The sequence below is a fragment of the Fontibacillus phaseoli genome (genome assembly GCF_003337355.1).
Lineage (GTDB): Bacteria > Bacillota > Bacilli > Paenibacillales > Paenibacillaceae > Fontibacillus > Fontibacillus phaseoli.
The window spans coordinates 775,174-789,226 of record NZ_QPJW01000001.1 but is presented as its reverse complement, the minus strand read 5'-3'; the positions used below and the strand labels follow the sequence as shown (position 1 = coordinate 789,226).

The 14,053-nt window shown below is 45.6% G+C and carries 18 protein-coding genes; 5 read left to right on the top strand and 13 right to left on the bottom strand.

Annotated elements, in window-relative coordinates; genetic code table 11:
- Position 1 precedes the first annotated feature (1 nt).
- The 5 genes from DFP94_RS03880 to fur form a co-directional block, all read right to left on the bottom strand.
- A complete protein-coding gene (locus DFP94_RS03880; RefSeq protein WP_114495106.1) occupies positions 2-829 on the bottom strand; it encodes a purine-nucleoside phosphorylase in 828 nt (275 codons plus the stop codon).
- 19 nt (positions 830-848) lie between these two features.
- Positions 849-2,036: a phosphopentomutase gene (deoB, locus tag DFP94_RS03875; protein ID WP_114495105.1), complete on the bottom strand. Its 1,188-nt coding sequence runs from the start codon at positions 2,034-2,036 to the stop codon at positions 849-851.
- An 85-nt stretch (positions 2,037-2,121) separates the two neighbouring features.
- A complete protein-coding gene (gene xerD, locus DFP94_RS03870; protein WP_114495104.1) occupies positions 2,122-3,027 on the bottom strand; it encodes a site-specific tyrosine recombinase XerD in 906 nt (301 codons plus the stop codon).
- Between the two features lie 103 nt (positions 3,028-3,130).
- A complete protein-coding gene (locus DFP94_RS03865; RefSeq protein ID WP_114495103.1) occupies positions 3,131-3,367 on the bottom strand; it encodes a DUF4227 family protein in 237 nt (78 codons plus the stop codon).
- A gap of 221 nt (positions 3,368-3,588) precedes the next feature.
- Positions 3,589-4,065, bottom strand: coding sequence for a ferric iron uptake transcriptional regulator (fur, locus tag DFP94_RS03860; RefSeq protein ID WP_114495102.1), 477 nt, complete (start codon positions 4,063-4,065; stop codon positions 3,589-3,591).
- Between the two features lie 522 nt (positions 4,066-4,587).
- Between fur and DFP94_RS03855 the strand changes: the two genes are divergently transcribed.
- Positions 4,588-4,998 carry a GNAT family N-acetyltransferase gene (locus tag DFP94_RS03855; RefSeq protein WP_114495101.1) on the top strand — a complete coding sequence of 137 codons (411 nt, stop codon included), beginning with the start codon at positions 4,588-4,590 and terminating at the stop codon, positions 4,996-4,998.
- 90 nt (positions 4,999-5,088) lie between these two features.
- Here DFP94_RS03855 and DFP94_RS03850 read toward each other — a convergent pair whose 3' ends face one another.
- The gene (locus DFP94_RS03850) at positions 5,089-5,376 is read right to left on the bottom strand and encodes a hypothetical protein (RefSeq protein ID WP_114495100.1); all 288 of its coding nucleotides are present in this window, start codon (positions 5,374-5,376) and stop codon (positions 5,089-5,091) included.
- 142 nt (positions 5,377-5,518) lie between these two features.
- Positions 5,519-6,328 carry an alpha/beta fold hydrolase gene (locus DFP94_RS03845; RefSeq protein WP_114495099.1) on the bottom strand — a complete coding sequence of 270 codons (810 nt, stop codon included), beginning with the start codon at positions 6,326-6,328 and terminating at the stop codon, positions 5,519-5,521.
- A gap of 470 nt (positions 6,329-6,798) precedes the next feature.
- On the opposite strand from DFP94_RS03845, the gene DFP94_RS25885 reads away from it, so the two are divergent.
- Both DFP94_RS25885 and DFP94_RS25880 read left to right on the top strand, forming a co-directional pair.
- A complete protein-coding gene (locus DFP94_RS25885) occupies positions 6,799-7,068 on the top strand; it encodes a GNAT family N-acetyltransferase (protein WP_245954455.1) in 270 nt (89 codons plus the stop codon).
- Positions 7,031-7,303, top strand: coding sequence for a GNAT family N-acetyltransferase (locus DFP94_RS25880; protein ID WP_245954453.1), 273 nt, complete (start codon positions 7,031-7,033; stop codon positions 7,301-7,303). The genes DFP94_RS25885 and DFP94_RS25880 overlap by 38 nt, the downstream gene beginning before the upstream one ends.
- A gap of 71 nt (positions 7,304-7,374) precedes the next feature.
- On the opposite strand, the gene DFP94_RS03830 is transcribed toward DFP94_RS25880, so the two are convergent.
- The 6 genes from DFP94_RS03830 to DFP94_RS03805 form a co-directional block, all read right to left on the bottom strand.
- Entirely contained in the window at positions 7,375-8,487 is a 1,113-nt protein-coding gene (locus tag DFP94_RS03830) for a sensor histidine kinase (RefSeq protein ID WP_114495097.1), read from the bottom strand.
- Entirely contained in the window at positions 8,480-9,160 is a 681-nt protein-coding gene (locus DFP94_RS03825; protein ID WP_114495096.1) for a response regulator transcription factor, read from the bottom strand. Before DFP94_RS03825 ends, DFP94_RS03830 begins: the two co-directional genes overlap by 8 nt.
- Positions 9,161-9,248: 88 nt before the next feature.
- A complete protein-coding gene (locus DFP94_RS03820; RefSeq protein ID WP_114495095.1) occupies positions 9,249-9,830 on the bottom strand; it encodes a class I SAM-dependent methyltransferase in 582 nt (193 codons plus the stop codon).
- 301 nt (positions 9,831-10,131) lie between these two features.
- On the bottom strand, positions 10,132-10,770 hold the full coding sequence (spoIIM, locus tag DFP94_RS03815) for a stage II sporulation protein M (protein ID WP_114495094.1): 639 nt from the start codon (positions 10,768-10,770) through the stop codon (positions 10,132-10,134).
- 129 nt (positions 10,771-10,899) lie between these two features.
- Positions 10,900-12,102, bottom strand: a complete 1,203-nt coding sequence (locus DFP94_RS03810) for an endonuclease Q family protein (protein ID WP_114495093.1) — start codon at positions 12,100-12,102, stop codon at positions 10,900-10,902.
- Positions 12,099-12,662, bottom strand: a complete 564-nt coding sequence (locus tag DFP94_RS03805) for an NUDIX hydrolase (RefSeq protein WP_114495092.1) — start codon at positions 12,660-12,662, stop codon at positions 12,099-12,101. Before DFP94_RS03805 ends, DFP94_RS03810 begins: the two co-directional genes overlap by 4 nt.
- Positions 12,663-12,743: 81 nt before the next feature.
- Here DFP94_RS03805 and mciZ point away from each other — a divergent pair, with 81 nt between their 5' ends.
- Positions 12,744-12,884: a Z-ring formation inhibitor MciZ gene (gene mciZ, locus DFP94_RS03800; RefSeq protein ID WP_114495091.1), complete on the top strand. Its 141-nt coding sequence runs from the start codon at positions 12,744-12,746 to the stop codon at positions 12,882-12,884.
- A 75-nt stretch (positions 12,885-12,959) separates the two neighbouring features.
- Positions 12,960-14,027 (top strand): tetratricopeptide repeat protein, encoded by a 1,068-nt coding sequence (locus DFP94_RS25875; protein WP_245954450.1) that lies wholly within the window; start codon positions 12,960-12,962, stop codon positions 14,025-14,027.
- Positions 14,028-14,053 lie beyond the last annotated feature (26 nt).

The following is a 14,053-nucleotide window of genomic DNA, read 5'->3' as shown; positions in this document are numbered from 1 at the left end:
TTTACATCTCTGGAATAATCGACAGCACCAGGCTCAAGAATTTCTCGCGGACCCGGTCCGTCGTCTCCATCACTTCATCGTGAGACAGCGGTTGATCCAGAATTCCGGACGCCATGTTGCTTATGCAGGAAATGCCCAGTACCTCAAGCCCCGCATGTCTGGCTACAATAACCTCCGACACCGTCGACATGCCAACGGCATCTCCGCCCAGTGTGCGAAGCATACGGATTTCGGCCGGAGTTTCGTAAGAAGGACCAAGCAGCCCTACGTATACGCCTTCCTGAATCGGAACGCCGCTTCCTTCCGCCGTTTTCCGCGCCAATTCCCGCAGCCTGCGGCTGTAGGCCTGCGACATGTCCGGGAATCGCGGACCGAGTTCATTATCGTTTTGGCCAATGAGCGGGCTAGTACCGGTCATATTAATATGATCCGATATCAGCATGAGGTCACCCGGCTGGAACAAGGTATTGATTCCGCCGGCAGCATTCGTAACCAGAAGCGTTTGTACGCCGAGTTCCTTCATGACTCTTACCGGAAATGCAGTCAATTGCGGGCCGTATCCTTCATACATATGAAAACGGCCTTTCATCAGAATCACCGGCGTTCCGTTTAAAGTACCGATCATCAATTCGCCGGCGTGGCCTTCCACGGTGGATTGCGGAAAATACGGGATATCCTTGTAAGGAATGCTCGTAGCTTCTTCAATATGATCCGCCAGCACGCCTAGGCCCGAGCCGAGAATCAGCCCTACCTTGGGCGTAATATCACTCTTGGAGCGGATATAGTCCGCCGCTTCCCTTATCATGCCTATCGTAAGTATCGTAGTCATATTCATCTCTCCCGTTTGGTTATTTCAGCAGTTTCAAAAAGCTCTTTCCGTGCTCGGTGCCATGAACGCCGAAATTGTCGGCAATCGTCGCCGCCAAGTCCGAGAAAGTGGCTCTTACGCCAAGACTTCCTGACGAGGACAACCCTTTCCCATAGACGAGCAGGGGCACATACTCACGGGTATGGTCCGTCCCCGCATGGATCGGGTCATTGCCATGATCTGCCGTGATGATAAGCAAATCTCGCTCGCCTACTTGGGCGAGCAAATCGGGCAACGAAGCATCGAATTCTTCCAGCGCACGCGCATAGCCCTCCGGATCCCGACGATGCCCGTACAACGAGTCGAAATCCACGAGATTCGTAAACAGCAATCCACGGAACGGCGTTCCCATGAGTCGAATCGTTTCGTCAATGCCGTGGCGGTTGCTCTTGGTCGGATAGGAAGCGGTTATGCCTTCGCCGGAAAAAATATCGTTGATTTTACCGACGGAGATAACATCCTTGTCCGCATGCTTCAGGGCGTTCAGAACGGTCGGTTCCGGCGGGGTCACCGCATAATCGTGACGGTTCGGCGTACGTTTGAAATTCCCGGGCTGTCCGACGAATGGCCGGGCGATAACGCGTCCCACGGAATGCTCCGGTTCAAGGGTCAGGCGGCGGGCAATCTCGCAGGCCCGGTATAATTCTTCCAGCGGAATGATTTCTTCATGGGCTGCGATCTGAAACACGCTGTCGGCAGAGGTGTATACGATCCAGGCCCCCGTCTTCATGTGCTCTTCGCCCAACTCATCGAGAATTTCCGTTCCCGAGGCCGGTTTGTTCCCGATCATTTTACGTCCCGTCTCCTGTTCGAAACGGGCGACCAAATCGCGAGGGAATCCGTTCGGGTACGTTTGAAACGGGGTTTCAATCTTCAGCCCCATGAGCTCCCAATGCCCGGTCATCGTATCCTTGCCGGTAGAAACCTCGGCCATTTTCCCATAATAAGCCGCAGGTGCTTCTTCGGGGCTCAAATGGGGGAGTTCAGCGATGTTCCCGAGTCCGAGCTTTTGCAAATTCGGCAGGCTCGTATTCGGTACCTTTTCGAGAATATGTCCCAGTGTATGAGACCCTTTATCCCCGAATTTGTCCGCATCGGGCAATTCGCCGATGCCAACGCTATCCAGGACGATCACGGTAATCTTATTGAAGCTGTTTTCATTAGCCATGTATGTCACTCCTTCGACCTTTGCTGTTTAGTTATCCCTGCTTGACCCTAATCCATTCCCATGCTTTACCCGCCGTCAGACCGGATTATAGTTCAATCTTGCCCTTACTCCGCGGGTGAAAATGATCATATACCGATTTTAGGTTCGGCCGGGAATGGTTTAAATACATTTGAATTGTCCCCAAGTCGGCATGTCCGAGCATCTCCTGGACCGACCGTACATCCGCTCCGCCTTCAAGCAGATGAATGGCAAAGGAATGTCTCAGGGTATGCGGTGTAATTTCTTTCGTGATCCCTGCAGCTTTGCCATACTTCTTTATCACCTTCCAGAAGCCCTGGCGACTCATTCTGCCGCCTGAACGGTTCGGAAACAGGGGATCTTGCTGTCCATCAGGACTCCAACCGAACCGGACTTCGTGCAAATACCTGTTAAGCCAATCCGCTGTCACTGTCCCGAACGGCAAAATCCGTTCTTTTCCACTGTCCCCGGAACAGCGCAAAAAACGGACTCCCGTATCGACATCTTCGATGTTCAATGAGATGAGTTCGCTGACGCGAACGCCTGTTGCATACAGGAGTTCCAACATGGCTTTATCCCTTAGTCCGAGCGGTTGATTCAAGCGGGGCATGTCCAGTAACCTATCCGTCTCTTCCACGGTAAGCACGGACGGCGGAGTTTTGTCGATTTTTGGCATCTTTACGGCTACAAAAGGATCTTGAGAGATGGCTCTCTCCTGGAGAAGATACTGAAAAAACGCCTTCAGGGACACGGATACGCGCGTAACTGTCGCCGGAGCCTTTCCCTGCTCCCGGAGCGCGGCGAAATACAGCAGGACTCCCGCACGGGTTACTTCATTCAAATCTCTGATTTCCTTGCCTTGCAAATAACCAAGAAACTGGGACACATCCCGCTTATAGCTTTCCAGCGTCGAGCCGCTTAAGTCCTTCTTGCCGGCCAAATATGAAATAAAAGAGGCTGCATACGGCTCCATGTTCAGCGCCTCCTTTCGTCTCCTGTCGAAGAATGTCGGAAAATAATAACATTCCCTATTCATCAATTCCACACAAGTACTTCTTTTCCCTGCTGCGGTCTCATTATTCTCCGTACCAAAAAAACAGGATTAATCGTTCGCTCAACGTTTCCGTTTCTTGGCTCCCTAAACTGCCGGGAAGAAATACTTTAACAGCGGAGCCTTCCGGGACCCGATATTTGTCCAAAGGAAATATATAGGCATCCAGCAGCCCCAGCCCTTTATATAAAGTATAGGCTAACGCGACAAATACGAGCAAATACTTCAGCGACCTTAGCAGGCTTCGCAGCGAAATGACCATGACTCTCCCTCTTTCATTACCCATTTTCCCGAATAGCTTAAAGGAGCCTGGACACTATTTCTAACAGTATATAGTGGGAGTTCTGACAGTATGCCGGGTTTGAAAGGGATAAACCTGCACTATGAGATGAACTATGTAGGTGGATGCTGAATGTGGATGACACTTCATCCCCAAATCAAAAAGCCCCTAACGGCCCGGCCGTTCGGAGCTTTGCGTCACTTTTATGATTTTTTGCCGCCGTTACCATTCTGGTCATTATTCTTGTCTTTGCACCGGTAGCAAATGCCTTGAAAATCCAAGCGGTGATCCAGCACCGTAAAGTTGAATTCCTTCTCCAGGCGTTCCTCCAGCGGTCCCAGCCAATCTTCGCGAATCTCATCCATGGCTCCGCATTGTACGCAGATCAAGTGATGATGGTGATGCTTGGTCGTGTCCGTACGCAGATCGTAACGGGCCACCCCGTCCCCGAAGTTAATCTTCTCGACGACATGAAGTTCGCTCAGCAACTCCAGTGTCCGGTATACGGTAGCCAAACCAATCTCCGGAGCTTTATCTTTTACCAGCATAAATACGTCTTCCGCACTGAGATGGTCTTCTTCATTTTCTAGCAGTACTCGAACCGTGGCTTCCCGTTGGGGCGTCAATTTATAACCGTGGGATTGCAGCTGCTGTTTAATTTTATCGATCTTTTCTTCCATGTTCTCCCCCCCAGGAATTGCCGCAACTTGCATTTAAATCACTTCTTTCATTATAGGGGGTTGGAATCAACAAAGTCAAACATTTACTAGAGGTCATGCGGATCGAAGCCTTGTCCCCAAATATGCATGTCTTGATTTTCCTTTTATCGCTTTGCAATTAATAGTAATATAATGGATAGCAATTCCCTCGGCCGATGAGGGACGATATGGACTTGAAAAAATAATTTTCGCCTTCATCTTCACGATGATACTTGCCGGATGCGGCAACATGACCAATATTTTCTTTTCGGCAATGGATTCGGTGGAGGAACCGGCGGTCAATTCAAGCGATTCCGTGTTTCATCCCGGACGGAAGACATTCGATATACGACTTATTCGGACAAAACGTTTCAATTGCCTATCCGGATAACTGGGAAGAGGTCGACTTAAAAATGTGGTCGTCGAACCGAACAATGATCAAGAAACATCCCTACGATAACTATCAATAATTACCAGATCACGGAATAAGAAAGGAAAAGATAAATGAGAATTTCTTTTGCGACCGAAAAAGATTATGAGTGGATAAAAAATCGGGATCGTCATGTCGAGGAAAAATTGCTATTGCCCAAAATCACGGGGAAGGAAATATACATTTTACAGGATGAAAACGAGGAACGAATCGGGTGGATGCGTTACGGGTATTTCTGGGATAATACGCCATTTATGAATATGCTCTGGATTGATGAAGCTTTCCGCAATAAAGGCCTAGGGAAAGATGTGGTCCAATTTTGGGAGCACGAAATGAAGCAACAAGGTTATGATTTGGTAATGACTTCTACCCAAGCTGACGAAGGATCTCAACACTTTTATAGAAAACTTGGATTTAAAGATGCAGGATGCTTGCTACTAGATAGCCAACCATTAGAAATTATTCTCACAAAAAAGTTGAATTAGTGAAGCCTGTAAAAGTCGCATGTATATCGCAAGATGCAAAATCCCCGCCGATCAGATATATTCGGCGGGGATTTTATTTACTAGAATGAATTAAAAATCAGAAACAGCAATTTGAATGGTTCCCGTTACTGCTCCGGCTGCGGTAGCTTGAAGGGCCGCTACCAAAAGCAAAGCAACTTGCAATGTGAGACTGTTGGCTGCGGGTATAACATACGTTATGACAGGTGCGTTGACACGGGTAACAACAAGATTTACTGGATTGGCGCCGGTATTATTAACCGTAATTGTAGCATTTGTTCCCCCGTTTAAGTTTTCATAATACGATTTACCTACTCCGGCAGCAAGATTATAAATTTGCGACGGTAAGAGAATCGCCATCTGAATCACCTCCTATCGATCTGGGATACAGTATTCTATGCTTTAAGTGAAAAATTGATAGGGTCACTAGAATCAGCAACAAGGCACAATTTAACGAATAAGAATGCTGGTCTCATCATATATAAAAAAAGCCGCCAACCGGTTAGGTCAGCGAGCTTTTTGACAGAAAATCAAAAACTGTTTGATTGAATTCATGCGGCGCCTCGATAAACGGAAGGTGACCGCAGCCATGCATAGTTATTTTTGACGATAGTTCTATTCTTTTATGTAAAGTTTTCGCAGTCTCTATGTTAAATGAATGATCTTGATCAGGGATTATAATAAGAGTCGGGATGTTTATTTCATGTAATCGATTGAAAGCATATGGTTTAACAGCAGCCGAAAGGCTCGGAGAGAATCTGCAAAAGTTGTTTGGATTCCTTACATTATCGATTAATTGTGTTCTTGCTTCTACTTTTCTTAAGGGTGGAAAGAAGTAACTCCAGAAAGGATTAACGATGAATGATTCAATGGCTTTCTTGCGTCCTTTCAGACGAAGATGGATAAAATTTTTTATTCCATGCCACAACAATTTCATAGGATAAGGATTACCGTTTATGGAGGGTGCAACCAAAATAAGGGTTTTGACTAGATGAGGATAAGTGAGAGTAAAGTCCGTAGCGATGCCACCCCCCATGGAGGAGCCTACCAAAGCAATGTTACGAAGTTTCAAAGAATCAATCAGTGCTTTTAAATCATCAATATTGGAGAAAGTAGCGTTTGGCGTACTCGAAAGACCGTATCCCCGTAAATCATATCGAACTAATTTGTAATGTGCGGAAAAAAAGTCCACCTGTCCATTCCAGATTTGATGATCATTAAAATTTCCATGGATCAGAACAATGGGCTCGCCTTCTCCCGAAACGGTGTAAAAAAGCTGTCCACCCTCTATGTTTAACATACCTTCTTTCATAACGTGAACCTCCCACACCTACTAAATCATAAAAGATCAGCCTTATGAAGGTTATCTTCGATAATGGATCGTAGTATTTCGGAAACAGAATAATCCCCTCTGTGACAGTAGCGTTCTATTTCTGCCCAGCATTCCTGCGGTAATGTTAATGATATTTTTCGAGTTACACCTATTGGCTTGCGGCCCGCCCCTTTTCGGTTACCTCCCCTATTATCAGTTGAACAATGCATATCTTCTATTTTAACTAACTTGGTCATCTCATCACCCTACTTCATGATTCCACAATAATATTTCACAGTCAATTTATGCTACCTAAATCAAACATTCATTTCACCGAGCTCATTCCCTTGTCCGGCATCCCCTGTTGCATTACAATTTCCTACACCTACCCAGCAAAAAGCACAGCACAACCTCACTTAAAATGCTACTCTTGATAAAGAAAAACAAAATTATGGAAAAGGCGTACAACAATGAAAAATTATTTTCTGAAAACTGCTCGATTAGGTTTCTCACATTGGCAGCATAGCGATTTGGATTTGGCGTTTTCTCTTTGGGGTGAACCTGCGGTAACGAAATTTATTTCTTCCGATGGTTTGTATTCGAACGAGCAAATTAAAGGCCGATTGATAAAAGAAATTCAAACTGAAGTGTTGTTTCGGGTTCAATACTGGCCGGCATTCGAACTCGAAACCAACGATTTTATTGGTTGTTGCGTACGACATAGAAAAGAAGATTTATGAAATAGGATTTCATCTTAAAAGTAATTATTGGGGTACGGGTTATGCTTCCGAAGCCGCAAATGCCGTAATCCATTTTGCCTTTGATCAAATGAAAGCCGATAATTTATTTGCCGGTCACAATCCCTTGAACCTAGCTTCTAAAAATTTGCTATTAAAGTTAGGATTCAAATATTCGCATAACGAATTTTATGAGCCAACCGGTTTGAGCCACCCTTCTTACTTTTACAAGTTGTAATATCTAAATTCGAAACCATGAGTCCTTCCCGAATTTCATTCATTACTTTATTTCATCATGGTCGTTCGCTCTCACTCCATGCCGTTAGCCACAATTCCATCAATAGGCAAAGTAACAGTGAATCTAAATAAGTTGTTTATATGATTGAGGGTTAATGTTCCCCCATGCAATTCAATAATATTTCTGGCTATAGAAAGACCAAGGCCAGCTCCCGTTTGAATGCCTTCGCTACTTCGAGAATGATCAACTTTATAAAATCGTTCGAAGATTCTGTTCTCTTGTTCTTGAGTAAGGGGCTTCCCATTATTTTCAACTTCAACCTTAACTTCCTTACTATCTCTTTTCAATAGAACGCGAATGCTTCCTGGCTTTACAGAGTACTTTAGAGCGTTCATCAATAGATTGTCCATGGCTCTGGCAATTTTTTCACTGTCGATGAAAGTTTCTACCGCAGAGTTCCCTATCCCTTTCACGATAATTACACCCTTTTCTTGGGCGATTGGTTCAAATTCAAATAATAACTGATCCAGCAACTGAAATAAATCAATCTTCTTTATATCCAAGTTAATGTCCACCGAAGTTAGTCTCGTATATTCAAACAAATCATCAAGCAATCGCTTTAAGTGAATCGCTTTATTATAGGTGTTTTGAACAAATCGCGTGTATTCTTCTTTATCTTGAAATGATTCTGTCCTTAAAAGCTCAATATAGCCAATAATACTTGTAAGAGGCGTGCGTAAGTCATGTGAAATGCCTGCGATCATCTCCATCTTTGACTTCTCAGTTTCACGCTCCTTCACAATCTGCCGTTGCAAACGTTCCGTCATTTGATTAATGTTAACCGCCACTCGCCCTAGTTCATCTTGTCGTTCAACACATACCCGGTAGTTTAAATCCCCCTCGGCAATAATTTGAAGCCCACGTTCCAGGTGAATTAGGTCTTTTACGATTTTTCGCGTTAAAACCAGAAAAATAGCTATAAAGTTAACCATGTACAGAGGTGTAAGAAAATAAGGTAAGGAATTGAGTAGCCATTCCCATTTCAGTTCATTACCTACCTTTGTGAAAAGTAAAATGATTAAATCATTTATAGCAACAGCAATAATAAGACTTAGCACCATTCTGAACAATATATTAACCTGGATTCTTTTTTGTCTTTTTGGCTTTTTTACTTGTTCAGTCAATTTTATAACCCACTCCCCAAACCGTTTTAATATAATGGGGTTCTCTTGGTGATTCTTCTATTTTTTCTCGCAAATTACGAATATGAACCATTACGGTATTATCCGAATTTCCGAACGGCTCTTTCCATACGGTTTCGTAAATCCTATTAGAACTAAACACTTGTCCTGGGCGGCTTGCAAGCAACTCCAGAATCGAAAACTCCAAAGGGGTCAACGATATGTTGTTTCCTTTTAATGTAACCGAATGTTTATCCTTATCAATGACAAGATCTTTAATGAGGATTAGTGAACTAGAATCTTCTTTTCCTATTAAGGATTGCCGCCGCAGTTGAGCTTTTACCCGAGCAAGCAATTCTAAAGGATTAAAGGGTTTAATCATGTAGTCGTCAGCTCCGGTAGTAAGACCCGTAATTTTATCAATATCTTCTTCTTTAGCCGATAACATGATAATCGGAGTGTTCGATATTTCCCTAATTTTAATGCAGGCACTAATACCATCCATTCGAGGCATCATAACATCCAGAATGATCAACTGGATAGAGACCGTTTTTATTACATCCAGCGCCTCAAGGCCATCAGCAGCTTCAATTACGCGGTATCCTTCATTTCGCAAATATACGTTAATGACATCCCGAATCTCTGAATCGTCATCTACGACAAGGACTGTATTCATTGCTTGGTGCTCCTTTTTATAGGAAATAAAAGCTACTATATAGCTATTAAATGTTAACCAGGAAATAGATCGGGTGAATTATATTCCATTAAAGCGTCTCCCTTTTGCGACAGACATATACGAAAGCTGGAGGAAAATTGAATGGCACAAACTCAATTTTTTCGATAATTAATTCTTCAGCAAATTTTTTCTTCATCTGAAGAGAGTACTGAAAAGCGACAAAAACACCTCCTGGTTTAAGTGCCTCAATAATCTGATTCAATAAATTTTCTCGCATTTCCTTCGTGAAATTAAAAAATGGCAGTCCGCTTATAATACAGTCAAGCTGACCTATTCCAGCTTGGGTCATTTTTTTAACTAATTGGCATGCATCGGAATGGCAAAAGAAATCGGGGTATTCTATCTTTAAATTATTTCTCATTTTCTTATCTCTTTCAAACAATAATACTTTTGTTGATTCATTTAGCTGTTTCTTCATAAAACGCGTGATGGCACCTGTGCCGGACCCAAGCTCCGCGACTGCCTTTACCTCATTCCAAGATACAGGCTGAATCATTTGATCGGCCAAAAATCGGGAACTGGGTATGACACTTCCCACTCGTTGTGGATTATTGAAGAATCCTTGCAAAAATAGTAAAGATTCATTGATTTTCAACTGCTTTTCCCCCATTATTTTTCCCCTATTAATTACAGGCATAATTAAAAATATTAACGACATGAAAATTGTAACGAAAAAGTCTTAGGATTTTATGAGGTTATATCTAAAGAAAATCTGAAGATTCCACTGGACACGAATTTTTTCGATAATAAAAAGCAGCAAACTAAGATGGAAACAACTTCTTAGTTTGCCGCTTTTATCATTTGTTCTCCCACATTTACACATCTCTTACTGGAAAGTAAGGATTCACTTCAGAAGCCTTCTCAGACTTTTCTTATTTTGAGGAAGCATTGAAGTTCAATAATACCGGCACCTACAAGCCGCTTTGCCCAATCATCGGTGTAACCCAGCTCATCATCGTAGGCGTGATCCAGGTTTCGAACGAGGAAACCGCGAGCAGCACCGCCGCCATTGCAATCGTGAGGCCCGTATAGGACAAGAAGGGCTTGGCCGCGTTTCCGGTACGATGGAGAAGGACCCGGCTGCGAATAATCCCGAGTGAGAAGCCAATGGCGGCAACGCTGCTGATGACCAGCGCCGGAATCACGATCAGGTTGTGGGGAGCGACGGAGACGAGCGCAAACAGCAACCCTTTCCAAGTATATTGCCCCACCAGACAACCTACGGTAAAACCGATCAGCACACCTTTAAGAAAATCCAGGACAAGAATCCCGGGAAGTCCGATCACGGAAAGTCCAAGCAGCCAGATCAAGCCCAGCCATTTCAAATGCACGCCGGCAACTTCCCAATAGGCCATAGGCTGAAAGCTCTCTCCGCCTTCGTTTACCGAGACGAAAAAATTACCCAAATACCGCGACAAATCCTGCTGTTGTTCTAACGACAGCGCATTTACCATCAACGCTCCAAATACGACGCCCATCAAAAACAAGGCGGCGACGAATACATAGAGCGGCGTCTGATCCTTAAGGGTATGGCGAAAAGGTTGAAGCATAGTGGGCCCCCTATCTTGTTCTCCGATTTCATACGAGCGGGTTGTTGGCTGCAGAATGAGATCCAGTGCTTGATGATCCGCTTATAGTAATTTATGAACAAGCTGTTTCCCATATGCTAGGTGGAACTTTTACGTTTGCGATTTTGCGACTTTTCCGTAAATTCCGCCGCCGCCCGATTCGAGCAACAACGTTCCGCTACGGGCAGCAGCTATTTTACCTGCCAGTTCGTCACCGACGACAACGGCAAGTTCACCTTCCGGCACCCGGTGCAAGATGTTCATTTCCGTGCCGAAGGTCCGCAGCAATAGCTCCAGCTTGGCCTTGCCAAGTCCGGGAATAAACTCCAGCGGCACCTGGTAATGATACGGCGGCCGATGCTCCGGCACAATGGGTACCGGCCTGTCGGCGATCGAAATAATCCGGTCGAGCACGCCGCGGACCAATTTCGGACTGCCGCAATAAGGACAGCGGTCAACGGCCGTATCTGACTCGTCGATAATGTAACTGCAACCGCCACAATAGGTTCTGTGATATTTGCCAAGTCGGGGGTTGAGCCCGTAATTAGCCCCTACCATTCTGCCCTCGGCTCCTTGAAGAGCCTTCTCAAACTCGCGATAGCTCGGTTCCCGAAGGATCAGCTGATTGTACTCCCTGCCGATCTTACCCAGCGAGTGGGCGTCCGAATTCGTCAAGATGGTATACTTGTCCAACTCGCTGATCCACCCCGCCATTTCGCTGTCCGCGCTTAAGCCCAGTTCCACCGCACTGATCAGTTCGGGATCGAGCACGTCCGCCAGACGTGGGGCGCAACTGCCATAGACGCTCCGATGCGGTGTGAAAATATGCGCCGGAATTACTATGCCGCCGCGGGCATAAACCTCCTCCTGCAAGACCTTGGCGGGAGCGTACACCCGCTGGGAACTCAGGGTTACATTTTTCATTCTTTTTTCCAGCCATCCGGTAAAAGAAGTGATCGTTTCAAGATCCGGAAAGAACGCAAGCAAATGAGCCGGACCCATGCCGGGCTCGCGGATTTCCAGCTCGCTTCCGAGCAGGACGGTTGTATTCTTATAGGCAATTCCGCCATCCTTCAGTTCCTTCATCTCGCCGCATTCCAGACTGGCCCTGATGTCGTCCTGGACTCCCGGCGAATGGCAATCGATTATTCCTACCAGGTGAATCCCCTTGCGCTCCGTTGCTTCCTTAGCGATGTTGGCAAAAGTCAGATCCCGGCTTCCGCTGATTTTCACCGGCTCTCCCTTTCCGGTTCTTCCGATATGAATGTGCAGGTCGGCAAAAAAAGATGACAACTCGGTGTAGGCGGCAGTCATTTCTGTCCATGCTCCGGTTGTTGGCTAAGTTGAAGCTGCCAAATATATGCCGCCAGAATTGTTTTCGCATCGGCAATCCGGCCTTCGGCAATAAATTGCTGAACCTCTTCGAATGAAGCCTCGATGACTTCAAGAAATTCGTCCTCATCCAATGCCATTTCTCCGGCGGTTAATTCTTCGGCCAAATACAAATGAATGATCTCGTCCGCAAAGCCTGGGGATGTATAGAAGGAGTGCAGCAGCATGATTTTTCCGCAGCTGTATCCCGTCTCTTCCTGCAATTCCCTTCGGGCAGCTTCGAGCGGATCTTCACCTTTCTCCAGCTTGCCAGCCGGAATTTCCAATTCACAGCGTCCCATCGCCTGACGAAACTGATCCACCAGCAACAGGCGCCCTTCCTTTACGGCCAAAACAGCCACCGCTCCCGGGTGACGGATAATTTCCCGTGTAGCCCGCGATCCGTCTGGAAGCTCAACGGTATCGATTTGCAAGGATATCACTTTTCCGGTAAACACCGGCTTGGTGGAAATGGTCTTTTCGCTCAACTGATACTTTGTCATTCGTAAATCCTCCTGTCATAACTTGTCCGTTTAAAACATACGTTGTTATTATACCAAACCCCGCAAAAAAGGAGCAGCGCCATGAAAAGCTATTTTTCAAGCAACCGGGTAACGGCCCAGGGCAAGGGCTGGCAGGTTCGCATTCTCTTGTCCCAATGGAAGAAAAAAGCCGGGTGCGACACAAAGGTCAAAGATTTCATCGAATTGAACATCACCAAATAATATGTACAAATTCGGCACCGATAGTTATTCAGTTAGCAAAATTATGGTTAATGAGTAAGGGGGGGGCGTGGGAGAATGATGTTTCATTGCGAAAGAGCCCATAGTTCGGAATCCGGATCAACCAATCCGTTAAAAATACATAAGGAATCAGATACAGATAACCCGCGAGTCCAGCAGCAAAGCACCAAACCAAGGTACCCGGCTGTGCTCGAAGAAGCATTAATGAAGCAGGGAGCGAAGCTGCTTCGTAGCGGAGCTTCCGATGAAGCCCTTGGCACTGCATTAAGGCAGGTTTTGACCGAATATCATGTTTCCGATCAAGATGCCAAGGTATTGCTGATCCGGTCAATAAACCGGCTGGGTGCTTACCCGTTCGCATTGTCTCTCATCTCCGCTTCTCCGACGGTTGATGAGGAAATCCAAAGTATCTATGTGGAGTGTTTAATCCGTTGCGGAGATTTTAAAAAAGCTCAGGACATATTATTGGACTGGAAAACAGGGCAATCGCAATTATGGGAGGACAATGCGGAATACTTAGAACAGCTTTCGACGATTGCCTATCTGGGTATAGATAGTAATGCCGCTTATTCTCAGTTGCAAATGGGCTCCCGCAGCGAGCTCCCTGATCTGATCCGGCATGCCGTAAGACTGGGCCTTTTGGACGTTGCCGAGAAATTGACCGGGGACGGCGATTTCTATTATCTTTGTTATTACATTCAGTCATTGTATGCTGAAGGATATGTGAATAAGGCTAAAGCCAAGCTCGCGGAAATAGATCCCTCATTCTTAATGCAAACCTTGCCTCCATACAAAGAATCACTTTATATCTATGCTGAGATTTTACATGACAAGGGTCAATTCTCCGAAGCGGCAGCCATTTTTGAACGGCTTGCGGACCAATTTCCCGACATGGCTAGAGCTCGCTTTGCCGCCAGTTCCTGTTACTTACATAACACCATGAACAATTTGGTGGGGCGGATTGAATTGTATCACCCAGGCGAAGTAGAGCAGACCAAGATTGAAAAATATATGGACGATATCTCGGAAGCATTGCAAGTGATCCATTCCACCAACTGGCATACGATCTGGTCCCCGGCGCAGAGCAGAAATTTCCCCATCCCGTATTCTCAAGTGCTTCAATAAAATTGAATCATGCAAAAAAAAGCCGC